This window comes from Nocardioides sp. (assembly GCF_036267815.1).
In the GTDB taxonomy this organism is placed as follows: domain Bacteria; phylum Actinomycetota; class Actinomycetes; order Propionibacteriales; family Nocardioidaceae; genus Nocardioides.
In genome coordinates this window covers 1-26928 of the sequence record NZ_DATAVI010000031.1, presented here as the reverse complement: position 1 = coordinate 26928, position 26928 = coordinate 1, and the positions used below count along the sequence as shown (strand labels likewise).

At 69.5% G+C, this 26928-nt stretch carries 27 protein-coding genes and 1 pseudogene; 14 read left to right on the top strand and 14 right to left on the bottom strand.

All coding sequences use genetic code 11. The features are described 5' to 3' along the window. The 4 genes and pseudogenes from VHW64_RS04980 to VHW64_RS04970 all read right to left on the bottom strand — a co-directional run. A pseudogene (locus tag VHW64_RS04980) lies at positions 1-396 on the bottom strand (hypothetical protein); the annotation flags it as partial. Between the two features lie 26 nt (positions 397-422). Then, entirely contained in the window at positions 423-704 is a 282-nt protein-coding gene (locus VHW64_RS04975) for a DUF1778 domain-containing protein (RefSeq protein WP_329649408.1), read from the bottom strand. Between the two features lie 123 nt (positions 705-827). Next, a complete protein-coding gene (locus VHW64_RS20275; protein WP_414690450.1) occupies positions 828-1631 on the bottom strand; it encodes a metallophosphoesterase family protein in 804 nt (267 codons plus the stop codon). Positions 1632-2812: 1181 nt separating this feature from the next. Continuing rightward, the gene (locus VHW64_RS04970; RefSeq protein ID WP_329649407.1) at positions 2813-3307 is read right to left on the bottom strand and encodes a hypothetical protein; all 495 of its coding nucleotides are present in this window, start codon (positions 3305-3307) and stop codon (positions 2813-2815) included. A gap of 205 nt (positions 3308-3512) precedes the next feature. Between VHW64_RS04970 and VHW64_RS04965 the strand changes: the two genes are divergently transcribed. Further along, a complete protein-coding gene (locus VHW64_RS04965; RefSeq protein ID WP_329649406.1) occupies positions 3513-4712 on the top strand; it encodes a sensor histidine kinase in 1200 nt (399 codons plus the stop codon). Beyond that, positions 4709-5383, top strand: coding sequence for a response regulator transcription factor (locus tag VHW64_RS04960; protein ID WP_329649405.1), 675 nt, complete (start codon positions 4709-4711; stop codon positions 5381-5383). The genes VHW64_RS04965 and VHW64_RS04960 overlap by 4 nt, the downstream gene beginning before the upstream one ends. Before the next feature lie 406 nt (positions 5384-5789). Here VHW64_RS04960 and VHW64_RS20270 read toward each other — a convergent pair whose 3' ends face one another. The 8 genes from VHW64_RS20270 to VHW64_RS04925 form a co-directional block, all read right to left on the bottom strand. Then, positions 5790-6218, bottom strand: coding sequence for an AAA family ATPase (locus tag VHW64_RS20270; protein WP_414690451.1), 429 nt, complete (start codon positions 6216-6218; stop codon positions 5790-5792). A 99-nt stretch (positions 6219-6317) separates the two neighbouring features. Continuing rightward, a complete protein-coding gene (locus tag VHW64_RS04955) occupies positions 6318-7265 on the bottom strand; it encodes an ABC transporter ATP-binding protein (RefSeq protein ID WP_329649404.1) in 948 nt (315 codons plus the stop codon). Further along, entirely contained in the window at positions 7262-8032 is a 771-nt protein-coding gene (locus VHW64_RS04950) for an ABC transporter ATP-binding protein (RefSeq protein ID WP_329649403.1), read from the bottom strand. Before VHW64_RS04950 ends, VHW64_RS04955 begins: the two co-directional genes overlap by 4 nt. Next, a complete protein-coding gene (locus tag VHW64_RS04945) occupies positions 8029-8916 on the bottom strand; it encodes an ABC transporter permease (protein ID WP_329649402.1) in 888 nt (295 codons plus the stop codon). The genes VHW64_RS04950 and VHW64_RS04945 overlap by 4 nt, the downstream gene beginning before the upstream one ends. After that, entirely contained in the window at positions 8913-9926 is a 1014-nt protein-coding gene (locus VHW64_RS04940) for an ABC transporter permease (protein WP_329649401.1), read from the bottom strand. The genes VHW64_RS04945 and VHW64_RS04940 overlap by 4 nt, the downstream gene beginning before the upstream one ends. Before the next feature lie 15 nt (positions 9927-9941). Beyond that, a complete protein-coding gene (locus tag VHW64_RS04935) occupies positions 9942-11537 on the bottom strand; it encodes an ABC transporter substrate-binding protein (protein ID WP_329649400.1) in 1596 nt (531 codons plus the stop codon). Positions 11538-11550: 13 nt separating this feature from the next. Further along, positions 11551-13113, bottom strand: a complete 1563-nt coding sequence (locus VHW64_RS04930) for a hydantoinase/oxoprolinase family protein (RefSeq protein ID WP_329649399.1) — start codon at positions 13111-13113, stop codon at positions 11551-11553. Continuing rightward, positions 13097-14170 carry a DUF917 domain-containing protein gene (locus VHW64_RS04925; RefSeq protein ID WP_329649398.1) on the bottom strand — a complete coding sequence of 358 codons (1074 nt, stop codon included), beginning with the start codon at positions 14168-14170 and terminating at the stop codon, positions 13097-13099. The genes VHW64_RS04930 and VHW64_RS04925 overlap by 17 nt, the downstream gene beginning before the upstream one ends. Positions 14171-14323: 153 nt before the next feature. Between VHW64_RS04925 and VHW64_RS04920 the strand changes: the two genes are divergently transcribed. After that, positions 14324-15754, top strand: a complete 1431-nt coding sequence (locus VHW64_RS04920; protein ID WP_329649397.1) for a helix-turn-helix domain-containing protein — start codon at positions 14324-14326, stop codon at positions 15752-15754. Position 15755: 1 nt separating this feature from the next. On the opposite strand, the gene VHW64_RS04915 is transcribed toward VHW64_RS04920, so the two are convergent. Both VHW64_RS04915 and VHW64_RS04910 read right to left on the bottom strand, forming a co-directional pair. Continuing rightward, on the bottom strand, positions 15756-16547 hold the full coding sequence (locus VHW64_RS04915; protein WP_329649396.1) for an MBL fold metallo-hydrolase: 792 nt from the start codon (positions 16545-16547) through the stop codon (positions 15756-15758). An 87-nt stretch (positions 16548-16634) separates the two neighbouring features. After that, positions 16635-16868 carry a hypothetical protein gene (locus VHW64_RS04910; RefSeq protein WP_329649395.1) on the bottom strand — a complete coding sequence of 78 codons (234 nt, stop codon included), beginning with the start codon at positions 16866-16868 and terminating at the stop codon, positions 16635-16637. An 86-nt stretch (positions 16869-16954) separates the two neighbouring features. On the opposite strand from VHW64_RS04910, the gene VHW64_RS04905 reads away from it, so the two are divergent. The 11 genes from VHW64_RS04905 (at position 16955) to dmpG (ending at position 26674) form a co-directional block, all read left to right on the top strand. After that, the gene (locus VHW64_RS04905) at positions 16955-17716 is read left to right on the top strand and encodes an IclR family transcriptional regulator (protein ID WP_329649394.1); all 762 of its coding nucleotides are present in this window, start codon (positions 16955-16957) and stop codon (positions 17714-17716) included. A 128-nt stretch (positions 17717-17844) separates the two neighbouring features. Then, the gene (locus VHW64_RS04900; RefSeq protein WP_329649410.1) at positions 17845-18603 is read left to right on the top strand and encodes an SDR family oxidoreductase; all 759 of its coding nucleotides are present in this window, start codon (positions 17845-17847) and stop codon (positions 18601-18603) included. Beyond that, positions 18603-19115 carry a cupin domain-containing protein gene (locus VHW64_RS04895; RefSeq protein WP_329649393.1) on the top strand — a complete coding sequence of 171 codons (513 nt, stop codon included), beginning with the start codon at positions 18603-18605 and terminating at the stop codon, positions 19113-19115. The genes VHW64_RS04900 and VHW64_RS04895 overlap by 1 nt, the downstream gene beginning before the upstream one ends. Further along, entirely contained in the window at positions 19105-19974 is an 870-nt protein-coding gene (locus VHW64_RS04890) for an alpha/beta fold hydrolase (RefSeq protein ID WP_329649392.1), read from the top strand. The genes VHW64_RS04895 and VHW64_RS04890 overlap by 11 nt, the downstream gene beginning before the upstream one ends. Further along, positions 19967-20893, top strand: a complete 927-nt coding sequence (locus VHW64_RS04885) for a hypothetical protein (protein WP_329649391.1) — start codon at positions 19967-19969, stop codon at positions 20891-20893. The genes VHW64_RS04890 and VHW64_RS04885 overlap by 8 nt, the downstream gene beginning before the upstream one ends. Positions 20894-21012: 119 nt before the next feature. Continuing rightward, complete coding sequence (locus VHW64_RS04880; protein WP_329649390.1) at positions 21013-21474, top strand: cupin domain-containing protein; 462 nt, start codon at positions 21013-21015, stop codon at positions 21472-21474. A gap of 11 nt (positions 21475-21485) precedes the next feature. Further along, complete coding sequence (locus VHW64_RS04875) at positions 21486-22958, top strand: NAD(P)/FAD-dependent oxidoreductase (protein WP_329649389.1); 1473 nt, start codon at positions 21486-21488, stop codon at positions 22956-22958. Beyond that, positions 22955-23851 (top strand): EthD domain-containing protein, encoded by an 897-nt coding sequence (locus tag VHW64_RS04870; RefSeq protein ID WP_329649388.1) that lies wholly within the window; start codon positions 22955-22957, stop codon positions 23849-23851. Before VHW64_RS04875 ends, VHW64_RS04870 begins: the two co-directional genes overlap by 4 nt. Before the next feature lie 26 nt (positions 23852-23877). Continuing rightward, positions 23878-24690, top strand: a complete 813-nt coding sequence (locus VHW64_RS04865; RefSeq protein ID WP_329649387.1) for a 2-keto-4-pentenoate hydratase — start codon at positions 23878-23880, stop codon at positions 24688-24690. Beyond that, entirely contained in the window at positions 24687-25643 is a 957-nt protein-coding gene (locus VHW64_RS04860; RefSeq protein ID WP_329649386.1) for an acetaldehyde dehydrogenase (acetylating), read from the top strand. The genes VHW64_RS04865 and VHW64_RS04860 overlap by 4 nt, the downstream gene beginning before the upstream one ends. After that, a complete protein-coding gene (dmpG, locus tag VHW64_RS04855) occupies positions 25640-26674 on the top strand; it encodes a 4-hydroxy-2-oxovalerate aldolase (protein WP_329649385.1) in 1035 nt (344 codons plus the stop codon). Before VHW64_RS04860 ends, dmpG begins: the two co-directional genes overlap by 4 nt. Positions 26675-26928: the final 254 nt, after the last annotated feature.

Sequence of the window (26928 nt, the reverse complement as noted above, 5' to 3'; positions counted from 1 at the left end):
GATGATCTGACCCCCTCCGGTTCGTGCTGCCTCGAGAGCCTTCAAAACGGCGGCGCGGAGCAAATCCGGCCCGAGTTGCTGTGGCAGGGGGTCAAGACAGTTGTCCCGTCTCCAGCGCGTCTGACATGACTTGTCTAGGGCGAGCTTTCCGATGAGGTAGCCGGGGGTGGCCCGTAGGAGGCCGCGATGTAGCTCCTTCGGTACGTCTGCCCTCGCCACCTGCGTGGGCGAGAGCGTGAAGTACCCGACGAGGCGATCCGACAGCGAGTCGGCGAGGTGGTACACGCTCGCAGATCCGCTGGCCACCGCGGTCCGTGCGTGCCTTCTCAGCCACTCGTTGTAGTGCTCGACGCCGCAGTCAAAGTCGATGCCCCCCAACTCGAGGTCGGGGGGCATCTGGATGAGGTGATATGCCGGTTCGTTCACAAGGCAATCTGGGTCGGGTGGGAGAACAGCTTCTCCAGCTCAGGAGACTCGTCGGGGACATCGAGGGATGCCACCATCCGATCGAACTCGGCGGGGTCCATCAAGGTCAAGTCCGCGCGGGCGATCACCTTCACCGAGGCCTCTCGCAGCATCTGTGTGATGAAGGCCGTCTTGCTCAGGTGCAGCCGCTGGGCTGCCTCCTCGATCATGTGATCGAGGTCTGCGTCGATCCGAGCCTCGAGACGAGCCTTGGGGCTCTTGGTGCTTGCGGTCCTCATAGTTCCTCCCTCAACCGACACTGTACGGCAAATGTACGGCAAACCCCAAGCGGCTTTCACTGAGGCGCTCTCCGGAGCCAGACCGGGCGGGCACAGCAAGATGTTCGAGTGCAAGACGGGTCCTCAAGCGCCCGCGATGCGCCGTGGCTCACTGAGTGTCTGCGCGTCCAGCAGCCGGATGTTTCCTGGCTCGCCGTCACATCCGAGTGACCAGACACGGGTCTCATGCCGCGCACCTGGAAGCTTGACGCATGACTCGTCTGCAGCATGCATGTGGCCGTGGACGAGTAGATGCGGCCGGAGGGCCAACAGTGCCTTGGTCACGCGACGCCGAGAATCTCTGGAATAGGCAAGTGCGTCCTCAGGCCAGCCCATCGGGTTGCGGTCAAGGATCTGGGTCACCTTCGGGGTTGCCCAGGGAGGGTCGGGGGACTCGTGAGTCAGGAGAACATCGGCGGGCCCGTCATGGACAACTCGTTCCACGTGCCCGTCTGTGATGGCTTCGCTCGGCCACCAGTCGACTCCTTCGGTGCGAGATCGGCGATCCACTGAGGCGGCGCCTCCCAGGCTCGCGAAGGAGCGACCGTCCATCGTCCACCTGTAGCCACGTGGCAGGACAGTCACGTGCTCGGTGAGCCTCAGGGGTCGAGTCACACCGTTCTCTGTACGATTCCGGGGATTGGACCAGAGGTCAGTCAGCCGCCCCCAGTCTTCGTGGTTCCCCGGGGTTACCAGCACCTCGACCCGTGACGAGGCCGCCGCTTCCTCGACCCCGAGCAGGTAGCGCTTGCCGCTTGGGCCGGGCCACACGCCAAAGTCACCCACGTGAAGCAGCGTTGTGATCCCCTGGCGGCCCAGGTCTGCGAGACGTGCCCGCGCCCACATCAGGTTGCCGTGCCAGTCACCCGCGACTCCCAAGACGGTCACGTCTGAAGGTTTCCGCAGAAGACCGGCTTCTGTCGATCAGCGGTCCATAGGGCAGAACCGCTACCGACGTGGGCCTCGGCGCTACGACTGATGAAACCTTGCCGACGTTCAACCTTGGTGCGGAGAGGACCTAACTCAGTCGGACTTGAAGTATGTGCTCGTGTCGCAAGAGGGGTATGCAGTACCAGTCGGGGGTACCCGTGCTCCTGGATCGGATCCGCGCCGGGCGAATCCGTAACTCTATTTTGGCCGGGTCAAGGGGTTTGGGAATTTCGCCGCGGGATCTGGGCGTGCCACGACGCGCTATCCGCGCAGGTGAGGGGCTTCAGTAAGGGTTCTCCTCAACATCCGGTTGCAGTTTCCTTCGACTCCCCAGCTCTCTCCGGCGTCGGTCCGCCGGACATCTGGCCAAGTCGGATCTAGGGCTGTCAGCACCTCTCGTGGGGCTTGAGTCTGTCGCAAGACTCGTCCCTCTTGCCGTTCCCTAGCGTTGACCTGCGTGAATAGCGAAGAGGTCCGGATGTTGCTCATACCCATACGGGGCTACTCCCCTATTGGGGACCAAGGTGGGACCAGAGCCAGTCGTGACCAGCCGGATCCAGGCGTAAACAGCCGGATTCGCGGGACGTCGTGTAACGCCGATTCACGCTCAGAAGGCAGTTTTTGCCCATCTGGGGGTCAAGGGGTCGCAGGTTCAAATCCTGTCAGCCCGACCGAGAAACGGCCGTTCTTCGCAGTCGGCATCGTCGTACAACTTGTCGGCTTCACCGCCAACAACGTTCCGGTGATCCTGATCAGCAGCGTGATTCTGGTCGGCCGATGTCCCGACAGGGGATTTTCCTGCACGCGCCCGCCGAGAGCCCCGAGACCGAGGCCGCCGACTCCCCAATCGCGCCACCGCACAGATCGCTGAGTCCCTTGGCGAACCAACCCGTGCGATCTGACGATCGAGGTTGAGGATCCGACACGGATCCGCGTCGGCGCGGGTGCGCCGATCCGCACCAGGCCGCTGTCTCCACATGACTTCGCACCCGACATGACGGAATGCCAGGGGATCTGACGACCTGCTCGCGGAGCGCATGTTGTGCCAGCGCTGCAGACGACTGCATGGCTCAGGTTCTTCGGACGCACGAGCCGCCGGGCCTCGACCGGTCTCGATCGGCGGTCCGGCGGCTCCGGCGTCAACGCAGGGTGACGGCGATCGGGAAGGTGTTTCCGTTGGTGGCGGTGACGGCGATCTGGCCGGCGGCGGTCTGGTAGTGGCCGGTGCCGCCCAGGATCGGGAGTGCGAAGGCGCCAGGGCCGGACTTGCCTGAGCGCGTTGTGCCGGAGGCCATGATCTGGCCGTGCGCGAGGTGGAGGACGAACGTGCACAGCTGGTCAGCACTCGCCTTGCCGACGCGGACGGTGGTGCAGGTGCCGACGAAGGAACCGGCATGGGTTCCGTTGCGGGTGAGCGAGCCGGTGAACAGGTCCTGGTCGCCGGCGCTGAAGCCGCTCTTGCCGAGGTCGAGGTTCGTCTCGCTGCCGTGGTGCCCGCGGACCGTGAACGACGTGGCCCGTGGCGAGACGGCGGTACCGGCGGACGCCGTACCGGTCGTGGCCAGGGTGGCCGCGGCTCCCACGCTGGCCGCGACGATGGTGACACCTGTGATGAGAGGTCGGAAGGTGAACATGTTGTTACCCCTTGCTGAGTGCCGCGACGGTCGCGGCTGCCGAGGAACGTAAGAGCGCGGGCACGCCGTACGCCTCGGCCCACGGGTGGTTTGGTGGGCCGCGAAGGGCGGAAACGGCGGCGTCGCTGATCCCCCGCAAGGGGGAACGACGACCCCATCGTCAGAGGGACGCGCACCGGCCTGACCTGGAGATACCGTGCCGGACATGAGACGACGCGCCCTCGTTCTCCGGCTACGCCGGGTCGCGCTGGACTGGGCGGCGCCGACGGTCATCCTTGTGATCGGCATCGTCAACGTCTCCCAGCAGGCGCGCTCGGTCGCCTACCCCGGCCCGCCGGGGCAACACCTGGCATTCCTCGTCGTGGCCGTGGCCGGACTCGGCGTACGACGGCGCGCACCGCTGCTCGCGCCGTTCCTCACTATCGCAGTGGTGACGTGGTGGACGACGCTGTGGCCGGCCGAAACCCAGGGGCCGTTCGAAGGGTTCCTGCTCATGGTCGGTGCGGCCTATTGCCTCGGGTCACTCCACGACCGCCGCAAGCTCGCGACCGGCGCGGGCACCCTCGCCGCATGGTTTGTGATCGGGATGTTCGTCGACATGGTCGGCGGCCGGGCGGGCGACGTGGCGCCGATCGCGGTCTGGCTCGCGGTCGGCTTCGGAGTCGGATACCTGATCAGCCGCCGCACCGAGCAGGCCCGGCAGGCCTGGCAGGCGACGCGCATCCTGGCGGCGGAGCAGGAGCGGCAGACCGCACGTGCGGTCGAGGACGAGCGCGCCCGGATCGCGCGCGAGCTCCACGACGTCGTCGCCCACGGCCTGTCGGTGATCGTGGTGCAGGCAGGTGCGGAGCGTCGCTCCTTGCATGGCCCGGAGGTCGACGAGCAGTCCGTCGACGCCGTACTGGGCTCGATCGAGCGGGTCGGCCGCGAGGCTTTGGTCGACCTCCGGCGTCTGCTGGGTCTGCTGCGGCGTACCGACGAACCCGTGGCCCTCTCTCCCCAGCCGGGACTGGCCCAGCTCGACGATCTGCTGTCGTCGGTCCGGGAGGCCGGGTTGCAGGTCGACGTCGACATCTCCGGCGATAGGACATCGTTGCCACCCGGCCTCGACCTCACCGCGTACCGGATCATGCAGGAGGCGCTGACCAACGTGCTCAAGCATGCCAACGCCCACTGCGTCCGGGTCGGCGTCGCCTTCCAGCGGACACACCTCGACCTTGAAGTCACCGACGACGGGAGCCCGGGGCCGCGCAACAGGATCGCCGCTGCGGGACCCGGACACGGGCTGATCGGCATGCGTGAGCGGGTCAACGTCTTCGGCGGGACCGTCAGCGCCGGCACTGCCGTCGGCGGCGGTTGGAGTGTCCATGCGCGGCTGCCGGTCACGGCGGTGGGCGTCGGATGACGTCAGATGCGAGCGACCGACGCACGATCGTGATCGCCGACGACCAGCTCCTGCTGCGCGCCGGCTTCCGCAAGCTGCTTGACGGCGAGGACGGCCTGGAGGTGGTGGGCGATGCCGCCGACGGACAACAGGCGCTCCAGATGGTCGAGCGGCTGCGGCCGGACGTCGTGCTGATGGACATCCGGATGCCGGTCCTCGACGGGATCGAGGCGACCAGGCAGATCAGCCAGCGGTTCCCGGGCACTGCGGTGCTGGTTTTGACCACCTATGACCTCGACGAGTACGTCTTCGCCGCGCTGGACGCCGGCGCGAGCGGGTTCCTGCTCAAGGACTGCCCGCCGAACGAGCTGACCTCGGCGATCCACGTCGTCGCGCGCGGCGACGCCCTGATCGCACCGTCGATCACTCGTCGACTGATCGCGGAGTTCGCCGGGCGCGCGACCCGCGGCACGCCTCGGGAGCTGCCGCCGATCTCCGATCGCGAGCGGGAGGTTTTGGTCTGCGTCGCCCGAGGACTCAGCAATAGTGAGCTCGCCGCAGAGCTGTTCATCGGAGAGGCCACCGTCAAGTCACACGTCAGCAGTCTGCTGAACAAGCTGGCCTGTCGGGACCGCGTGCAGCTGGTCGTGACGGCGTACGAGGCTGGCCTGGTCACGCCGGGCTCGCCGTAGCCCACTTCTGACAGAGCGCTTCTAGTCATCGGGCCCGATCGAAACACGACTCATGGGCGAGTACGACGAGTTGGGACGCGGTCATGTGCATCGGGCGGGTCCCCTTCGTCAACGAGGGCCGCTGATGCTGCTTTCGACAGAGGCGACTTACCGCAGATGACCTGATTCACGACATCCGAGGTGCCTACACTCCAGTCGACGAACTCCCGACGGGGTGCAGCGAAGGCGGAGTGGAGCATTCGCCACGACGCGAGCGAACGAGGAGGGCACGAGACGCAGCGCCTTGCCAGCGTCGGCCGCAAGCCGACCAACTCCGACGGAGTCCAGCGGCGCCAGCGGTACCCGACGTACCGACGTGCGGAGATCGCGGACATCGGGGGCAGCTCGGCGGGATCGTCGCGGCGGGTCAACACCAGCGGAAGGCCGACACCGGGGTGCTGCCTCCGCAACCGCGCGAATGAGGACAAGCGGCGCGGGACCGGCCCCATGCAGATCCTCGAGAACCAAGGGACGTCTCCGGCCCTTCGGCCACCATGTCGATCACGGCCGTCCCGACCAGGTCGCGTCCGTTCGGCGCCGGCAGGTCCTCGCCCATCGGCCAGTCCGAACTCCGGGAGCGCCCGTCGCCAGACCCAAAGCGGGGCATCCCGGCTGCCGAGCAGCCACCGCGCCCGACGCGCAGGTCGCCGGCCCGTTCCACCAGCCAGTCGACGAGTGCAGACTTCCCCATCCCGGCTTCGCCCAGCAGAAGGACGGCACAACCGCGGCCACCCTGCGCCGCCACCAGGGCCGCGACCAGGTCGGCCTGCTCACGATCGCGGCCGACAGGCGTCACCGTGCCCGACTGCACGGAAGCAGCAAAGCACACGGTGTCGCGCGCCCATGCCTCGAACCCGCGGCTGAGGTCGCCTGTGGAACGCTGGCGCGTGGACTGTCAGCTGCCTGCGGCAGTGGCCTCCTCGGCGCGGTGGCACGCCACGTCGCGGCCGTCCAGCTCGCGCAATGCGGGTGTCTCGGTGCGGCAGATCTCGACGGCCAGGGGGCACCGGTCGGCGTACACGCACCCGGTGGGTGCCCCGGGAGTGGAGGCGCCCGTGGCGACGTGGGTCAGGGGTGGCCGCGTGACCCCGATCTCCGGGACGGCCGCCCGCAGAGCGCGGGTGTAGGGATGGAGCGGTCGGGACAGGAGCGTGACTGTCGAGCCACGCTCCATCACCACGCCGCGGTACAGAACCACGCTCGACTCGCAGAGCCGGTCGACGACCGCCAGGTTGTGGGAGATCAGCAGGTAGGCCAGCCCGCGCTCGGCACGAAGGCGCTCGATCAGGCGGAGGACGCGCTCCTGCACGGTCACGTCGAGGGCGCTGGTCGGCTCGTCCAGCACGAGCAGGCGTGGCTCGAGCGCAAGTGCCCGGGCGATGACGACGCGCTGCCGCTGACCGCCGGACAGCTGGTGCGGGTAGCGCGTGCTCACGTCCGCGGGGAGCCCGACCTCGTCGAGGAGCAGGGCGACACGCGCCCTCCGCTCGGAGCGTGGCACCGTCCGGTGCACGGCGAAGGGCTCGGCGACGGTGGAGTAGACCGACATCCGCGGGTCCAGGGCGCCGTCGCCGTCCTGGAAGACGATCTGGGCCGAGCGCCGGTACTCCGACAGCGCCGCACCGCGCAGGCCCAGCACGTCCTGGCCATCGAAGCTCACCGACCCGCCCGAGACCGGGTGCAGCCGGAGAAGGGCGCGGGCGATGGTGGTCTTCCCCGAACCCGACTCACCGATCAGACCGACCCCGTAGGGCCCATCCGGGACGTCGACGTCGACGCCATGGACGACGTCGGACCCGGAGTAGGCGATCCGCAGATCCCGCACGGACAGCAGGGGCGTCACGACGCACTCCTCCCGATCACCGGTACGGCGGCCAACAGGGCCTGGGTGTACGGCTCCCGAGGCGCGCGGAGCACCTCGCCCGCCGGGCCACTCTCGACAACCTCACCCTGGCGCATCACCGTGACCGAGTCCGCCAGCTCGCTGATGACCGCCAGGTCGTGGGAGATGAAGAGCAGCGCCGTGCCGTGCTTGTCCCGGAGCCCACGCAGCACCTCGATCACCTCGGCCTGCACCGTCACGTCGAGTGCGCTCGTGGGCTCGTCGGCGATGATCACGTCGGGGCGCAGGGCCGACACCAGGGCGATCGCGAATCGCTGGGCCTGACCGCCGGATACCTGGTGGGGATAGCGCTGCAGGATGTCGGGGCTGAGCACGACCTCGTCCAGCGCGGACCGCATCCGGGAGGCGCGCTCGCCGCCGCCCACGCCGTGCAGCTTCAGCGTGCGGGAGAACACCGCACCCAGGCGCATGGTCGGGTTGAGCGCGGCGCGAGGGCTCTGCATGATCATCCCCATCCGCCGGCCCCGGATCCTGCGCCACTCGGACGGCGACTTCGTGGTGAGCTCCTCGCCGTCCAGAGCGATGCTGCCGGTGACCCTGGCGCCGGCGTACTCGCTCAGGCCCATCAGGGCGAGCGCCGTCTGGGACTTCCCGGAGCCGCTCTCGCCGGCGATCCCGACCACGGTGCGGGCGGGCAGGTCGAGCTCCGGAACGTGCGCCACGACCCGGCCGCCGTAGCTCACGCGCAGGTCGCGGACCCGGATCATCGACGGCCCCGCTTGGGGTCGAGGGCGGTCTGGAGCCCGTCGCCGATGAAGTTGCAGGCGACGGCCGTCAGCAGGACCGCCAGGCCAGGGAACGTCACGACCCACCAGGCTGTCGTGGCCAGCGACTGCCCCTGGCTCACCATCAGGCCCCACTCGGGGGTGGGGTCCTGGGCGCCGAGACCGAGATAGGACAGTGTCGCTGCGGTCAGGATGATGCCGGCGGCGTCCAGGGACATCTGGACGAAGACGGGCGTCGCGGCATTGGGCAGCACGTGGCGCAGGACCTGCCGCGTGCGACTGGCACCGATGACGCGCGCCGCATCGGAGTAGCCCTGGTGCCGGATGGCGGCTGCCTGTGCCCGGGCGAGCCGTGCGTACCACGGCCACCAGGTGGCGGCGATGGCCATCGCCGCGTGCAGGGCGCTGGGACTCAGGACGGACGTGAGGGCGACCGCGAGCAGGAGCGCCGGGAAGGCCAGGAACACGTCGGTGATCCGCATCAGGATCGAGTCGACGACGCCGCCGACGAAGCCTGCCGTCAGCCCGACGGCGAGGCCGACGACGGCCGACACCACCAGGACGAACGCCGTGATGCCCAGGGAGACCCGGGCGCCGTACACGACTCGGGTGAGGATGTCGCGCCCCACGGAGTCGGTGCCGAGCAGGTGGGACCTGCTGGGACCCAAGAGGATGTCCGCAGGATGGGTGGCGAAGCCGGCGTCCTGCGGGTGAGGCGTGATCCAGGGCGCCAGGAGGCCCATCACCACGATGACCAGCCCCAGCACCGCTCCGACGGTGAGCAGAGGGGAGCGGCGCGCGGCCGCGGCCCAGGGCAGGCGCGACCTGCGGACGGGGTCCAGGGTGTCTCCCGACGCGGCGCTCACGAGCGGACCCGCGGGTCGATGAGGGCCTGGGCGATGTCCACGGCGAGGTTCAGGAAGACGTAGACGAGAGCGACGAAGAGCGTGACCCCGAGGATCGAGGGGATGTCCAGGCTCTGGATCGAGTCGATCGCGTAGCTGCCCAGGCCCGGCCAGTCGAACACCGACTCGACGATGAAGCTGTTGGTCAGCGAGTAGGCGAAGACCAGCGCGACCAGGGCCAGGATCGGGTTGAGCGAGGGCCTCATCGCGAACCTGCCGAGGACCGACCGCTCACGGAACCCGAGGGCGCGGACCATCCTGATGTGCTCCTCTCCCAGGTTGTCGAGGATCGCGGCCCGGGTCACCATCGCGCAGGCGCCCAGGGGGAACGCAGCGATGGTGATGACGGGCAGCACCATGTGCTGCGCAGCACTGAGGAACACCGGCCAGTTCCCGGTGAGGAGCGCATCCACGACCGGGATGTGCACCACCGTGAAGAGTGGGCTGGTGCTGTCGAGCGACTGGTTGTACTGGCCGGCCGCCGGCAGCCACCCCAGATGCGAGAAGAAGACGAGCTGCAGCAGGATCGCCATCCAGAACACCGGCATCGACACGGCAAGGATCGAGAAGATCTTGGCCAGCAGGTCCCCGAGACGTCCGGAGGAACGTGCCGCGAAGACGCCGAGAGGAACGCCGACGCCGACGGCGACGACCAAGGCGCAGACCACGAGCACCAACGTGGTGGGGACCACCCTGAGCAGGTCGTCCAGCACCGGCGACTTGGTGTGCAGCGACGTGCCCCAGTCGCCGCGCAGGATCCCGCCGACGTAGTCCAGGAACTGGCGCCAGGCCGGTTGGTCGAGGCCGAAGCGCACCCGTGCGGCCTGGATCTCCGCCGGAGTCGCCTTCGGTCCCGCGTAGGCGACGGCCGGATCACCGGGGATGAGCCGGGCGATCACGAACGTGAGCGCGATGACCCCGAACACCACGGCGAGCGCCTGCAGCGCTCGCGAGAGGAGATATCGAGCCATCATGCGCTCCGCGCGTCAGGAGGTCGGGGTGAGGTCGTGGACGAAGACCACGTTGCTGTACGACGGGTTGTCGACGTAGCCGCCGACGCTCGAGGAGAAGGCTCGCTGGAAGTTGTCCACGCCCAGCACCGGTGAGACGGCCTGCTCGGAGATCGTCTTCTGAAGCTGCTCGTACTGTCGCTGGGCCGCCGCCCGGTGGGTGGCGGTCAGCGCCTGGATGCCGTCGATCGCGCGGTCGACCTGAGCGTCGTGCCAGTAGGAGAGGTTGAAGACCACCGGGCTGGCAGAGCGGTAGAGGTTCACGAACCACGAGAAGGGGTCGGCGTAGTCCGGGTACCAGTAGAACAGGAAGATGTCCTGGTGCTTGGACGGGTCGCTGGACTTGCCCAGCGCCCACTGCGTCTCCCACGCCAGCGCCTTGGCGTTCAACGTCACGCCGACCTTGGCCAGGTTGGACTTCATCAGGCTCACGATGGTGTCGAGCTCCGGCGTCCCCGACGCATACGTCAGGGTCAGGGAGAGCTCCTTGCCGCCCGCGCCGTAGCCGGCGGCGTCGAGCAGCGACTGCGCCTGGGCCGCGTCGGTCGTCTGGCTCACGCCTGTCGTGTAGCCCAGAAGACCCTTCGGCACGACGCCCTGTGCCTTGACCACGGCGCCCTTGAGGGCCGTCGCGATCCCGTCGTAGTCGATCGCGTCGGAGATCGCTCGCCTGACCCGGGGGTCGGCCAGCGGTCCGCTCGCCGTGTTGAGCATGGCCAGGATGTTCTGGAAGGACGGCGTCTGCTCGGTGGTGATGCCCTTGGCGCCCTTGAGGGAGTTGAACAGGGTGGGGGAGAGCCGTGGCACGAACGTGACCTGACCACCCTGGAGCAGCTGGGCCGCCGTGGTCTCCTGCGGCACGACCCGGAAGTCCACCGACGTGTAGTGGGCGCCCTTCCACCCACCCCAGTAGGTCTTGTTCGCCGTCAGAGTCAGCTCATTCTCCTGACCCTTCTGGTAGTCGCTGACGACGTAGGGGCCGCTACCCGCGGCGTGACCGGCGGCGAACCACTGGGCGAGGTCGCCGCTCGGGGCTGCCTTGGTGTCGTAGATGAACGCGGCGTACGCGGACGACGCGATGAGGTCCAGGGGGGCGGCGTACTTCAGGTGGAAGACGAGGGTCGTCGGGCCCTTGGCCTGGATGGACCTCACCGAATCCCACTCGTAGGCGGCACCCGCACCCAGCTTGATGGTGCGGTCCAGAGCTGCCTTGGCCGCTGCCGCGTCCAGGCGGTTGCCGTCGCTGAAGGTGACGCCCGGGTGGAGCTTGAACGTCCACGTCAAGCCGTTCGAGGACGACGACCACGAGTCCGCCAGGAGCGGCACCACCTTGCCGGTGGTGCTGTCGTAGCGCGTCAGCTGCTCGTAGATGTTGTTCATCGCGATGACCTCGTTGGAGTAGCTGGCCGCCGGATCCCAGCTCGTCATCACCGTGAGGTTGTTGGCGTAGGTGAACGTCGCGTCCGCGGCGGCCGAGGCCTTCGGCGGTGTCCCCTTGCAGGCGGCGAGCGTCAGGGCGACCGCGACCAGTGCCGTGACGAGGGTCCTGCGAGTGCGAGTGCGAGTGCGCATCAGCCGGTCTCCTTCAGAGTCGCCCGAGTGGGCCTACGGCCTTCACGCTGATGCGCGCGACCGGTTCGGTGAGGTAGGCGAGGGGGATCTCGTCGATCTCGACGATCTCCACGTGGTCGGGGTCCGCGCCGGCCTGGATCGCCCGGACCCGGGCCTGGGCGGAGGCCGACTCGATCGCTGCGGATCGCCCGGGTGCCAGCGAGACCACCTCGTCCCAGCGACCGCTGACCTGCGCGATCGCCGCACCGATGGCGTTGGCGACGTCGAAGTGCTCGGGGCGCAGCACCTCGGACACGCCGGGGACGTCGTCCGGGATCAGGACCGACCCACCCCCGACGACGATCATCGGGACGTCGCCGCGGCCGAGCTTCATCCGGTCCACAGCCTCGGCGACCATCCCGTCGGCCACGACCAGCGCTTGTTCCAGGACCGCCTCCTTGTCGGGGGAGACCCGGGCCGTGCCGATCTGGGCACGGCGGGCGTGCACCGCCGCGTCGGTGAGGGTCGGCGTCGAGCCGCCGAACGACAGTGCCTCCTGGGGCAGCCGGAAGCCGACGCTGTCGGGGCCGAGCGTGACACCGCCCTCGGTCGCGCGCACCACCGTCCCGCCGCCGAGTGCGATGGCCAGGACGTCCGGCATCCGGAAGTTCGTGCTCACCCCGCCGATGTCGACGTTGGCGGCCGATTCGCGTGGGAAGCCGTTGACCAGCATCCCGAAGTCCGTCGACGTCCCGCCCACGTCGGCGACCAGGGCGTCGGTCAGACCGGTCAGGAACGCCGCCCCGCGAATCGAGTTGGCCGGCCCCGACCCGATCGTCAGGATGGGGAAGCGCACGGCGTAGTCGAGCGCCATCAGCGTCCCGTCGTTCTGGGCGAACAGCACGCTGGCGTCTATCTCGTGCTCACCGAGGGACGTCGTCAGGGCCGCGGCGACCTCGCGCGCCACGCCGGTCAGGGCGGAGTTCAGGATCGTGGCGTTCTCGCGGGGGAGGAGGCCCAGCGAGCCGATCTCGTGCGAGAGGGAGAGGATCACGGCCTGCCCGAGCACGTCGCGGGCGATGTCGGCGGCTGCCAGCTCGTGGTCGGCCGACATGGGGGAGAAGACTGCAGACACCGCGACCGCGTCGACCTTGCCCTTCAGCGAGACGAAGAAGTCACGCGTGGCCCCGGCGTCGAACGGGACGATCTCCCGGCCGTCGTACTCGAAGCCGCCGCGCACGATCTCGGCATGGCCGCCGATCGCGCTGACGAGGTCGTCGGGCCAGCCGAAGAAGGGCCGCACCGCGACGGAGGAGGGCGCGCCGACGCGCAGGACGGCGACCGTGTGCAGCCGCCGTCGCTCCAGGACAGCGTTCGTGGCGTGAGTCGTCCCCAGCATCACGTGGCTGATCCGGATCGTCTCGACCGACGGGTGGGAGACTACGGCGGCGATCGCCGCCCGAACGCCGGTGGTGACGTCGGGGGTGGTCGGTTGCTTGGTCTTGGCCACGACCGCGTTGTCCCGGTCCAGCACGACGGCGTCGGTGTGGGTGCCACCCACGTCGATGCCCAGGCGGAGGTCAAGCTTGGACGCCATGGCGCGCCTCCACCGGGAGGTAGTCGACGTCGTACCCGAACGCTCGGGGTCCGGCGATCTCGATGCCGGCCGTCGTGCGCCAGATCGGCGCGCAGGGGAACGCGATGATCGCGACCCGCTGCCCGTAGCGCACCACCTCCGTCGCCACCGCGTCCGCGGTCTGGCTGTCCACGAGGGTGATCAGGTCGGGCACGCTGGCCAGGATCGCTCCGTCCTCGAGGGCGACTAGATTCTCGTTCTGGATCTCGACCCGCACGAGCCTCCCGGCGTCCGGGCCGTAGCCCTCGACGATCACGCTCCCGCGGACGAAGCCACCCGCCGTGTGGCGTTCGACGTCGACGACCTTGCCAGCGAGGAGCTGCACGGCGTCAACGGCCTCCAGCAGGGAGGCGACCGGGTCACTGGCTGCCATGACCGTGCGACCGATCTCCAGGGCCTTGGTCACTGACCCCTCGATGATCGCGCCCCTAGCCACGGACACCTGCATGACGTAGTCGGCCATGGCGGCGGACCCGCCGAACACCTCGGTCACCGAACGGGCGAGGAGCTCGGCCCACGGTCCGTCGACCGGTCGCAGCACGACGACGTTGCGGCGCTCGTCGGCCACGACGACGAGCTCAGGTCGCAGGCCCGCGACATTCATCGACACCATGTGCACCTCGGGAAACGCACGGCCGATCGCGTCGCCATCGACCAAGGGGAGCCCGGTGCGGGCCGCCGCGGCGATGGGGTAGAGCCCGTTGCCGCCGCCGATCTCGCTCGCCATCAGGGCGACGACGGGCTGCCGCAGCACCGACTCGACGGCCTCCCGCAGGAACTCGACCTCGTCGCCGGACCCGATCTTCTCGGCACTCACGGACGGGGCCCCGATCCCGCCCACCGGCATCAGGATGCCGTCGTTCGGCAGGTCGTCGAGACCCACCAACCGGACCGGGCCGTGGTCGTCGAGGGCTTGACGCGCGACCAGGGCGCCCGTCACGACCTCTCCGCCGCCGCCCGTACCCAGCACGGCACACCCGCGAGCGAGCGCTGTGATGTCGTCAGACTGGATAAGCACGGGCTCACTGTAGGAGCGAAAGGGTGGTTACTCTTGTGCTCGCAGTACGGGGTTTTCAGACAGGACTGTGACCGCCGCCCAAAGGAGCGCCCGATTCCGACCACGATCGACGAGCTGCTGGCCGGGCCACTGGGTTCGCTGCTGCAAGCTCGGGTGACTCCCGAGGCCCCGCGGCCGGTCACCCAGGTCACCCTGCTGGAGGAGATGACGTCCACGGAGGCGCTCGTCCCCGGAGCTGTGGCGGTGCTGAGCCGCTCGTCTCAGGTCCCCGCCGCCGGATACCAGCTCGACGTGCTCGTACGCCGCGCGGCGGAGCGCGACGTCTCCGCCCTGGTCCTCCGGCGGAGCACGCGCCGCTCGTTGACCGCGGAGAGCCTGGCGAGACGGGGTCACGTCGCGCTGCTCGACGTCCAGGACGACGCCGACCCGCTGCAGGTGCTGGACCGGCTCGCGGCCACGGTCAGCGGCGACACCCGCGCGGCGCTCGCTCGGCTCGCCGCCGCCACGGAGTACGAGCCCGACCCCGCTGCCGACGTCGAGACGATCCTGCGGACCCTCTCGCGCCTGTCGGCCGTCCCGCTCGAGCTGTCGGCCGAGACCGACGTACGGGGGTCGGTGGGCACAGGCACCGAGATCGACGTCGACGGGCGGATCCAGGGGTCGGTGCGGTCGTCCCAGGCCGGCGACCCCGCGACCCTCGCCGCGACCCTCGCCGCTGCCACGCTGTCGCGCGTGCTGACCGCCCGAGAGCGGGACACGCTGCGACCGATCCGGTCTGCCTCGGGCGCCCTGAGCCAGCTGCTCCTGTGTGCCCCGGCCAACCTCGCGCCGGTCTCCGAGCGGGCGCTGGACGTGGGGGTGCCGGTCAACGGCTGGCACTGTGCGGTGCGGCTGGCTCCCGACGCCGCGGACACCACAGGGGACGAGTCGATCCTGACGAGGTTCGAGGACGACCTGGTCGCGCTGATCGCCCGCCGTCCGCGCGACCCCCGCAGCTCGTGGATGGTGGCGCGCCCCGACTCCTCGTTCGTCCTGGTCCGCACCACCCGAGCAGATCCCGGGCGCGACTCCGACGACACCGTTCGCCATACGGTCGACGAGCTGCTCGCCGACCTGCTGGTCCGGTACCCCTCGACGCGGATCCGCGTTGGCGTCGCGACGCCGCACGAGGGCGCCTCGGGCCTGCGAGCCTCCGCCGAGGAGGCACGCACAGCGCTCGCCGCGGCGAGGCTCAGCGAAGATCCGGTCAGTATCGCCACGTTCGACTCGCTCGGCCTGAGGCGGATGCTCGCGGAGTGGCTCGTGACCGACACCGCTCGCGACACCGTGAGCGACCTGCTCGCCCCGCTCGACGCACTCGGTCCTCAGAAGGCGACCCTCCTGATCGACACGCTGCACGCGTACCTGGACGAGCGGGGCTCGCTCAAGCGTGCTGCCACGCGGCTCAACCTGCACCGCAACGCGGTCGTGTACCGGATGGCGCAGATCGCTACCGTGCTGCCGACCGACCTGAACGACCCCGACGAGCGATTCGCTCTCCAGCTGGCCTGCCGCGCTCGGCTGATGACCGTCGGGCGCGGCTGAGCTACGGCCGCGGCCGCCGACTCTCCGGGTCCGCGCCGCGCGACCTGAGGTAGCCGGCGGCCACGCGTCGTACGTCGCCGCCGTCCAGGACGCGTCCGTGTCCGGGGAAGGCCCGCTCGACCGGGAGGTCCAGGAGGAGGCGCATGCTCGCGACGTAGGCATCGACGTCCGACCCGATGCACGTGTCGATGAGGCCGTCGTCGTACAGGACGTCACCGGTGAAGAGCTGCCCGGCGTCCGCGTCGTAGAGGTTGATCGACCCGGGAGTGTGCCCCGGCAGGTGCAGGACGCGGAGCCGTCGGTCGCCCAGGTCCACTACGTCGCCGTCCGCCAGCTCGGTCACCTCGGGAGCGCCGTGCAGGGCGTACGCCGCGGGATCGTAGCCGTCGCGGGGCAGTGCCTCCAGCAGGAGGTCGGGGACTGGCTCATCGCCCGCGTCGAGGCCAAGGATCTCCAGCAAGGCCGTCCCGTGCAGGCTGACCGCGCCCGGTCGGCGTACCTCGGCGGCCTCGGCTGCGTGGACGCGGCAGTCGGCGAACTCGGACGCGCCACCCATGTGGTCGAGATGAGCGTGCGTCAGCACCACGACGGGGTCGTGCTCGAAGAGCCACGGGAGCTGCGTCCGCAGCGACACGATGCCCAGCCCGGAGTCGACGACGAGGTCACGATCCCGTCCGCGGACGTGCCAGATGTTCGCCGCCAGGAGCGGGTCGACGTACGGCTCCTCGACCATCGAGATCCCGTCGCCGACCTCGCTCCTGCGGAACCACTGCGTCTCACCGACAGCCTGCATGGGATCCCTTCCAGCCACGAGCCGCGATCGGACTCCGTCGTCCGGCACGACTCCCGCACGATAGGGCCCGGCAGGCACGTGCGCTGCTCAGACAGGGGCCACGCGCGTGTCGGCGCGGGTGTCCGAGCATCCCAGCTCTGCTCGGACCTCGAGCTGCGGGTAGCCCGACATCACGAGCTCCTCGATGCCGACCTCGGCGTACGGCAGATGCTCGGCACCGATCTCCGGCGAGGGGAGACGCTGGCCCTGCGATGGACGGACGTCGACCTGGCCCGCGGGGAGGCACGCAGCACCGGCATGACGGGAAGTTGGATGACGCACCACAGGCGCGCGACCGCTCCCAGTTGCCAGGATTGCCAGAGTCTTCTGAGGTCCAGCGCGACGAGCGGCGGGGCTACGGTGACCCCATGGATCCCGATGTCCGGGACAGCGCTGACGGCATGCTGACGCGGGCCGATCGCCTGCTTCACGCCTTCGACGAGTCGCATCGGCGCCTGTCGCTCGCCACGCTGGTCGAGCGCAGTGGCCTCCCGCGGTCGACCACCCACCGGACAGCAAGCCAGATGGTGGCACTCGGATGGCTGGGCCGCCGCAATGGCTACTACCACGTCGGCGATGGGCTGTTCGAGGCCGCCAGCCTCGCGCCGGCCCGGAGCGACCTGCGCGACGTGGTGCTCCCGTACATGCAGGACTTGCACGAGGCGACCAGGTTGACTGTCCAGCTCGGCGTGCTGGACGGCCTCGATGTCATCCTGACCGAGAAGATCACCGGCCACTTCCAGCACAGGGCGCTCAATCGGGTGGGCAGCCGGCTCCCGGCCTACGCTTCCAGCCTCGGACGCGCGATCTTGGCCTACTCGCCACCCGAGGTTGTACAGCCGGTGCTCGACGGGCCGCACCCGGCTCGCACGCGCTACACGATCACCTCCGCGGAGGTGCTGGAGCGCGAGCTGGTCGCGATCCCCGACCGCGGGTGGGCAGTGGACCGCGAGGAGGGCAATCTCGGGCTCTCGTGCGTTGGAGCGCCGGTGATCGACCCGTTCAAGGGCGTGGTCGCCGCCCTATCGGTGACCGGACCGACCTCGCGGGTGCAGCCGGAGAATCTGGGTCCTCTGGTCCGGATCACTGCCGCGGCGGCGTCGCGGGCCCTCAATGGACGCTTCGGCTGAGGACCCGCACGGATCCCGGGTCCCGCTGAGCGGGACCACCGGTTGGCAACGGGCCTTCCGGCTGAGGACGCTTGCCCTGCGTCGAGCCTGAGTCGAGCCGAGGAGGGGTCATCAACGCACGTGTGGCCATGGTCGGTGGTGGCGCGTCCGGAATCGGGCGTGCCACCGGCGAGGCGCTCGCGGGCCAGGGCATGCGAGTAGTGCTGATGGGTCGGAGCGCCGACACGCTCGGGCATGCCGTGCTGGGCCTGAGCGGAATGGCCGAGGAGAAGCCGGCATACGTCGTCCACGACGTCGCCGACGCCGAAGCGGCTCCCGGACTGATCGACCGGGTCGAGGCGGACTACGGGTCCCTCGACGTGTTGGTTCTCAACGCCGGCGGACCGCCGCCGGGGCGAGTGCTCGACGTGACCGACGACCAGTGGCGCACCTCCTTCGACCTCCTGCTCCTCGGTCCGCTCGCCCTCGCGCGGGCCGTCCTGCCGCGCATGGCGGCACGGGGCTTCGGTCGGATCGTCCTGGTCACCTCCAACGCGGTGCGACAGCCGCAGCCCGACCTCGCGATCTCGGTCGCCCTCCGAGCCGCGGCGACGGCGGCCGCCAAGCTCGCTGCCCGCGAGTACGCCGACCAGGGGGTCACCGTCAACTGCGTGGCACCCGGTCCCACGGCCACCGAGCGACGCCGCGAGATCCTCACCCGCCGCGCTCAACGCCTGGGCACCACGTACGCCGACGAGCAGGCTCAGGACGTCGCCACCGTCCCAGCAGGGCGGGCGGGGCAGCCACACGAGATCGCCGCGGCCGTGGCGTTCCTCGCGACGCGGGACGCCGGGTTCGTCAATGGAACGGTCCTGACAGTAGACGGCGGAAGAACGGAGACCATCTGATGGCCGCTTCGGGCGAGGACTTCTCGCTGACCGACTTCTTCGGCACCTTCGGGCACTCGGTGCGGCCCCGCCAGGATCGACCGCTCGTCGTTCACCGCGACGAGCTGGTGACGCTCCCGGCCGGTCAGGTGCCCAACCCGTCCCAGCTGAGCATCGCCGGTCGGCTGCCGACGACGACCTTCGAGATCTTCCGTCAGGTGATCCCGCCCGGGGAGAGCTCCGACATGCACCGGCACTACCACGAGACCGTGCACGCTGTGCTGTCCGGCAGTGGCCACAGCGAGATCGAGGACGAAACGGTCACCTGGGGTGCCGGCGACCTCGTCTACACACCGCCATGGACCTGGCACCGCCACTACAACGACTCCACCGACCAGCCCGTGGAGTTCCTCACGATCGAGAGCTCCAGACTGCTGGCGGTGCTGGGACTGGTACGCCGGCAGAGTGCTGGGCTGGCGACCGTCGAGGAGGCCCGCGCCATGTATCCCGAGGAGGACCCCGGTGGCCACTGACATCCCCGTTCACCTGAGCATCTGGGCCGAGCTCAACCGCATACCCCACGAGCTGGGCTACGTCGATGTCGACGGCGTGTCGACACGCGTCCTGCGGGCCGGCAAGGGACCCGAGCTCATTCTGCTCCACGGGACGGGCGGCCACCTCGAGGCCTACAGCCGCAACGTCGCCGACCTTGCCAGGCGGTTCCACGTCACTGCCTACGACATGGTCGGCCACGGCTGGTCCGACCTGCCCGACCGGCCATACACGATCGACGTGCTGTCTGCCCACCTGCTGGGGCTGATGGACGCCCTCGGCATCGAGCGGACCCACCTCTCGGGGGAGTCCCTCGGCGGCTGGGTCGCGGCCTGGACGGCGGCCCACACGCCCCACCGCGTCGACCGGATGGTCTTGAACACGCCGGGCAACATCACGAACAAGCCGGAGGTGATGGCGCGGCTGCGCGAGTCGACGCTGCTGGCGGTCAAGGACCCCACGGAGGAGAACGTCCGGCGGCGCGTCGAGTTCCTCTTCCACCGCAAGCACCTGGTGACCGACGAGCTCGTGGACCTGCGACGCCAGGTCTACAGCCGCCCAGGGTTCCTGCGCGCCATCGAGAACACGCTCGTGCTCCAGGACCCGGAGATCCGGAAGGACTTCGCCTGGAGTCCCGGCTGGGTCGGCCGGATCAGCGCGCCCACGCTGCTCCTGTGGACCGACCACGACCCGACCGGCGGGCTCGACGAGGCCGAGCTGCTCCAGACCTGGATCCCCGGCGCCCGGCTCGAGGTGATCGAGGACGCCGGCCACTGGCCCCAATGGGAGGAGCCTGGCGCGTTCCTCCGCGTGCACGAGGAGTTCCTGCTCGATGAGTGACCTGATCGGATTCGTCGGCATCTCCCACTCGCCCTTCGCCACCCTGCTCCCGCCCGAGAAGCACACCCGCCCCGGCGGCGCCTTCCTCGCCGACGCGGCCCGTGTCGCCGAGGCCGTGGCTGCACTGCATCCCGACGCCGTGGTCGTGATCGGTCCCGACCACTTCCACGCCAACTTCTACGACGTGATGCCACCCTTCGTGATCGGGGTGGAGGAGGCCGAGGGCTTCGGTGACTTCGGCAGCACCGCAGGGCCGCTGAAGGTGCAAGCCGACCTCGCCTGGGCGGCGTACGACGGGGTCGCGAGCGGCGGCTTCGACCCGAGCCTGTCCTACGCGCTGACCGTCGACCACGGCGTCGTACAGAGCTACGAGATGGTCTGCGGCCTCGGCGTCCCGCTGGTGCCGATCGTGCTGAACACGGCAGCACCTCCGTTGCCGTCGCTCGAACGCTGCCTAGCCCTCGGTGCCCGCCTCGGCGAGGCCCTGAGGTCGGCGGACGCAGGCCGCGTCCTCGTCGTCGCCAGCGGCGGGCTGTCGCACTGGCTGCCCTCCAACGACCCGCGCGACCCCTCGGTGCGGGGGGAACGCCGTGAGGCGCTGATCCGGGGCCGGGCGGACGCCCGCGCCTTCGCGGCCGCCCGCGAGCCGCGTGTGCGGGCGATGGGCGGGAACCCCGAGGCGCGGGTGAACGCGGAGTGGGACGGCTGGTTCCTCGACCGGCTCCGCGCCCTGGACCTCGACTCCGTCGTCGACCTCGGTCACGACGGGCTGGAGGACGTGGCCGGCTCGGGCGGCCACGAGATCCGCACCTGGCTGGTGGGCGCGGCCGCCGTGGCCCAGCCGGTCGTGTGGACGTCGTACGAACCCGTCCCGGAGTGGATCACCGGCATGGGGATCGCCACCACCTTCGAGATCTGAGTGAGACCCGACCTCGAGTCCCGCTCACCGGGACACGCTGTTGGCCGCGAGGACCGCCAGGCAGCACTGTGTGAGCACGACCACACCGGGACGCTCCCGGTGTCGACCCGGGAGGACGCATGACCCTCAGCGGAGGATTCAAGGTTCTGTCTCGTGAGGGGGAGCACATCCCCGCGATCGGTCTCACGATCACGATGAAGAACAACGGCAAGAACACCCAGGACGCCTACTCGCTGTTCGAGTACTCCGTGCCCGGCGGGGTCAACGGACCTCCGCTGCACACCCACACCCGCGAGGACGAGTCCTTCGTCTGCCTGGCCGGGAAGCTGGAGGTCACGCTGGGCGGCGAGGAGTTCACGATCGGCTTCGGCGACTACCTCTATCTCCCGCGCAGCGTCCCGCATGCCTTCCGCAACCCCTACGACGAGGAGTCGCGAGTCATCTCGGTCGTCTCGCCCGCCGGCCTGGAGGCCTACTACCAGGCACTGTCCGAGATGCCTCCCGGTCCCATGGACTTCACCAAGGTGAAGGCGATCATGGATGACTTCGGGATCGAGATGGACCTCCCTCCGGGGCACTGAGAGGCACAGACATGCGTGTTGGAGTCATCGGAGCCGGGGTGGCCGGGCTGGTCACCACCAAGGTCCTGCAGCAGGCGGGGCACGAGGTCCTGGTCGTCGACAAGACACCCGACCTGGGCGGCGTGTGGAGCACTACGCGACGCTACCCGGGCCTGTGCACCCAGAGCCCCAAGGCGCAGTACGCGCTGTCGGACTTCCCCATGCCCAAGGCGTTCCCCCAGTGGCCCTCGGGCGAGCAGGTGCAGGCCTACCTCGCCGACTACGCCGAGCACTATGACGTGAACCCGCGGCTGTCCACCGAGGTGCGCTCCGTGACCCGCCGCGAGGGCAGCTGGCAGCTCGAGCTGACCTCGGTCGACGGGAGCTCCACCGAGACCGTCGAGCGCCTTGTCGTCGCCAACGGCATCTTCAGCGAGCCCTACGTGCCCACCTACGACGGGATCGGCGACTTCGAGGCCGCCGGCGGACGGCTCATCCCCGGCACCGAGCTGCACGACGCCGAGGAAGCCCGCGACAAACACGTCCTCGTCGTCGGCTACGGCAAGTCAGCGTGCGACGTGACCGTCCCGATCAGCGCGGTGGCGGCCTCGACGGACGTGATAGCGCGTCACCTGCTGTGGAAGGTGCCGCGCAAGCTGCACGGAGTCGTGAACTTCAAGATGCTGCTGATGACCCGGATGGGTGAGGCACTGTTCCGCTACCGCTACCTGCGCGGCGTGGAGAGGTTCCTGCACGGCCCGGGCAACGGCGTTCGCCGCGCCATGCTGAACTCCGTCGGCGGCGTCTCGGTGCGGCAGCACCACCTCAAGGAGCTCGGCCTCGTGCCGCCCGGCGCCATGGAGGACATCGTCAAGGGTGCGATCGGCCTGGCCACCGAGGGCTTCTACGAGGCGGTACGCGCGGGCACGATCAACGTGCGTGCCAACAGCGTGATCCAGCGGCTGCTGGAGAAGGACGGCAAGCCGCACGCCGAGCTCTCCGACGGGACGGTCCTGCCGGCCGACCTGGTCGTCTGCTCAACCGGGTTCGTGCCCGGGGCGACGTTCCTTCCCGACGAGGTGAGGGCCGAGCTGTTCGACGAGCGCGGCAACTTCCTGCTCTACCGCCAGATCCTGCCGCCGACCCTGGACGGCCTGTACTTCAACGGCTACAACTCCTCGTTCTTCAGCCCCTTGAACGCCGAGATCGCCGCCCTGTGGATCGCCGCCGACCTCGGCGGTCTGGTCGACAAGCCGAGCGGCCTCGAGATGCGCACCGCAGCCGACGAGCAGCTGGCGTTCATGGACATCGCCGTCGGAGGCCATCACAACAGCGGCGGAAAGATCATCCCCTTCTCCATGCACAACGTCGACGAGGTGCTCGGCGACCTGAACATGAACATCGGCCGGGTGGCGCGCGCTTCGCACTGGCTCAACCCGATCAACCCCGCGGCGTACCGCGGGCTCACCCCGAAGCTCTTGGCCCGCCTGGAGGCGACCGCATGACCGACGCGCTCACTCTCGTCATCCCGCTCCGCGCCAAGGACGGCGTCTCCGAGGCAGACTTCTACGACTACTGGCTCAACGCCCACATCACCCTGCCGCCGCGGTTCCCCGGCATCGACTCGGTCTATCTCCACCAGGTCTCGTTCGGCGACTCGCTCTGGCCCACTGTCGCCGGCGTCTCGTCGCAGCCCGACCCCGACGACGACTTCCAGGGCGTGCCGGAAGCCACCTTCCCGACGTTCGAGGATCTCGCCGCCTTCCAGGCCGCGTCGCGGGTGCAGATGGAGGACGGGATCAACTTCCTCTCGCAGATGATCGGGTACGCCGGACTGGGCGCTGACAGCAGCACAGTCCACGACTCGACCGACCCGGCTCCGGACGGCACCGACTCGCTGGTGCGGCACCTGGTGTTCCTGCGTCGAAACCCGGACGTGTCGGTCGCCGAGTTCCGCACCTGGGTCGACCACGGCCTGCTGGCGACGCTGGTCGGCTCTCCGGAGATCCTCAAGCTCCGGCGGCATCTCTTCGAGGAGCTCGACGTCACGCTGGACCACCCCGGCGTGGTGATGACCAAGCCGCTGGACCGTCAGTACCAGGCCATGATCGAGATCGTGGTCGCCGACACCGAGGCCCTCGACCGCTTCGTCTCGTCGCAGGACTGGCAGACCGCTGCGGCGACGATCACCGGGCACTGCGTTGCCATGCACGCGCCGCGCGTCACCCGCTGCATCACCACCAAGGACCACGGCTCGATCACCCTGGCCGGCGTCCGAGGCGTGGCTGTCGCTGACGTGATCCGCCGGCTGAACGCCGAGAGCCAGACCCACGACGACGTGCTACGCGAGTTCCTTCCGCCGGCCGACCTCGACCGCCGCGTCCCGGTCCACGCCTGAGTCTCGGCCAGAGAGACGCCTGCCGGATGAGCGAGACGGTCCTCGACACCGAGGCGCGGGTGCGGGCCGCCGTCGAGCGGCTGGCGGACGCGTCGGCGCATGGCACGACGGTGGCCCCGGTCCGAGACCTGATCGACCGCGACGACGTGGTGGCCGCGTACGACGTGCAGCGCCGGCTCACGCAGCTCCGTGTCGCGGGCGGTGCGACCGTGGTGGGTCGCAAGATCGGGTTGACTGCCACTGCCGTGCAGCAGCAGCTGGGGGTCGACCAGCCGGACTTCGGCGTCCTGTTCGACGAGATGGCCCACCCCGACGGGAGCACCGTTCCGTTCGAGATGGTGCCGCAGGCGCGGGTCGAGGCGGAGGTCGCCTTCGTGCTCGGCTCCGACCTGGACACGGCGTCGCTGGACATGGCAACGGTGCGCGCTGCCGTCGACCACGTCGTCGCGGCCCTCGAGATCTGCGGCAGCCGGATCGACGGGTGGGACATCAGCCTGGCCGACACCGTCGCTGACAACGCCTCGGCCGGGGCATTCGTGCTCGGCACCGAACGGCGCACCCTCGAGGAGGTCGAGCCGGGCGAGGTGGTGATGGAGCTGACCATCGACGGGGAGGTCGTCTCGTGGGGAAGCGGTGCGGCATGCCTCGGAGACCCGCTGAACGCCTTGCTCTGGCTGGCACGCCGGGCATCAGAGCTGGGTGACCCGCTGCGAGCAGGCCAGGTGGTGCTCTCGGGAGCGCTCGGGCCGATGCGCGCTGTGGCCCCGGGGGCCGAGGTGACCGCCGCGATTAGTGGCCTCGGCCGGGTGGGTCTGCGGTTCGGCGAGGGCGGCGGATGAGTCCGACCAAGGTCGCGATCATGGGGTCGGGCAACATCGGCACCGACCTGATGATCAAGGTGCTGCGCACCAGCGAACACCTCGAGATGGGCGCCATGGTCGGCATCGACCCCCGGTCGGACGGCCTGGCCCGCGCCGCGCGCCTCGGGGTCCCGACGACAGCCGGGGGGATCGGCGGCCTGGTGGACCTGCCGGGGTTCGGCGAGATCGGGATCGTCTTCGACGCGACCTCGGCGTCGGCCCATGCTGCGCACGCCGAGCGGCTCGCGCCCTACGGAAAGCGTCTGGTCGACCTGACCCCGGCGGCCATCGGGCCGCTCGTCGTACCGGCGGTGAACCTCCAGGACCATCTCGACGCTCCCAACGTCAACATGGTGACCTGCGGGGGACAGGCCACGATCCCCGTCGTCGCCGCGATCAGCCGAGTGACACCGGTGGCCTATGCCGAGATCGTCGCGTCGATCGCTTCCAAGAGCGCCGGCCCGGGCACCCGCGCGAACATCGACGAGTTCACCGAGACGACGTCTGCTGCGGTCGTGACAGTCGGCGGCGCGCAGCGAGGCAAGGCCATCATCATCCTCAACCCCGCCGAGCCACCGCTGACCATGCGCGACACGGTCTTCGCGCTCGTTCGCGCAACGGACCCGGCCGCGCAACGCGACATCCGCGCATCGGTGGCCGCCATGGTGGCCGAGGTCGGGAAGTACGTCCCGGGCTATCGGCTCAAGCAGGAGGTCCAGATCAGCACGGTGCCCGACGACCAGCCGGTACACACCCTCCTCACCGAGGACGCTCCACGGCCGACGCACCAGGTCTCGGTGTTCCTCGAGGTCGAGGGCGCGGCGCACTACCTGCCGGCATATGCCGGGAACCTCGACATCATGACCTCGGCCGCGCTGCGGTACGCCGAGGAGGTCGCGCTCCGGCACTTCGCGACCCAGGTGTCTGCATGACGACGAGGGTCTACGTCCAGGACGTCACTCTGCGCGACGGTATGCACGCCATCCGCCACCGGATCGGCCTGGACGACGTGCGCCGCATCGCCGGCGCGCTCGACGACGCCGGTGTCGACGCGATCGAGGTCGCCCATGGCGACGGGTTGGCGGGCGGGTCGCTCAACTTCGGCCCGGGCTCGCACACCGACTGGGCGTGGATCCAGGCCGCTGCCGACGTCGTGGAGCGGGCCCGGCTGACCACCCTGCTGCTGCCTGGTGTGGGCACCGTTCACGAGCTCTCCCGGGCCTGGGACCTCGGTGTCCGCAGCGTCCGCATCGCGACCCACTGCACCGAGGCCGACATCGCCGCCCAGCACATCGACGCAGCGCGAGCACTCGGCATGGATGTCGCGGGGTTCTTGATGATGGCCCACCTGGCGCCACCCGCCGAGCTCGCGCAACAGGCACTGCTCATGGAGTCCTACGGCGCCCAGTGCGTCTACGTCACCGACTCCGCCGGTCGCCTGACCCTGCACGAGGTCGGCGCGCGGGTCCGCGCGTACCGCGACGTGCTCGACCCCGGTACCGAGATCGGGATACATGCCCACGAGAACCTCTCCCTCTCGGTCGCCAACTCCGTGACCGCGGTGGAACAGGGTGCAACGCGGGTCGACGCTTCCCTGGCCGGTCTCGGGGCCGGGGCCGGGAACTGCCCGATCGAGGCCTTCGTTGCGGTCGCGAACCTCTCTCAGCTCGAGCACGGCTGCGACCTGCTCCGGCTCCAGGACGCCGCCGAAGACCTGGTGCGCCCACTGCAGGACCGACCGGTCCGCGTCGACCGCGACACCCTCTCTTTGGGCTATGCCGGTGTGTACTCGTCGTTCCTGCGTCATGCCGAGGCTGCGGCAGCCCGCTACCAGCTCGACGTTCGAGACATCCTGCTCGAGTGTGGGCGGCGACGGCTCGTGGGCGGACAGGAAGACATGGTCGTCGACGTAGCGCTCGAGCAGCGCGCACGAGCGACTCCTACGCTCAACACGGCCGGCTGAGTCCACTCGCGCGAACGCGACCCGCTGGAAGCTTGGACCCATTGGGGCCCAGAGCCAGTCGTAACCAGCCGGACTCAGGGGTAAACCGCCGGAAACGAAGGACTCCGTGGGGCGGCGTTTCACGCTCAGGAAGCGATGTGAGCCAGCTCCGCGCGGCCGATGCCTCCGATGCCGTACCCGCAGGTGAGACCCGCTCCTTGACAGGCTAGTCGACGGGTGGAGCGCCTGTGGTTCCGCGCACGACCAGCTCGACG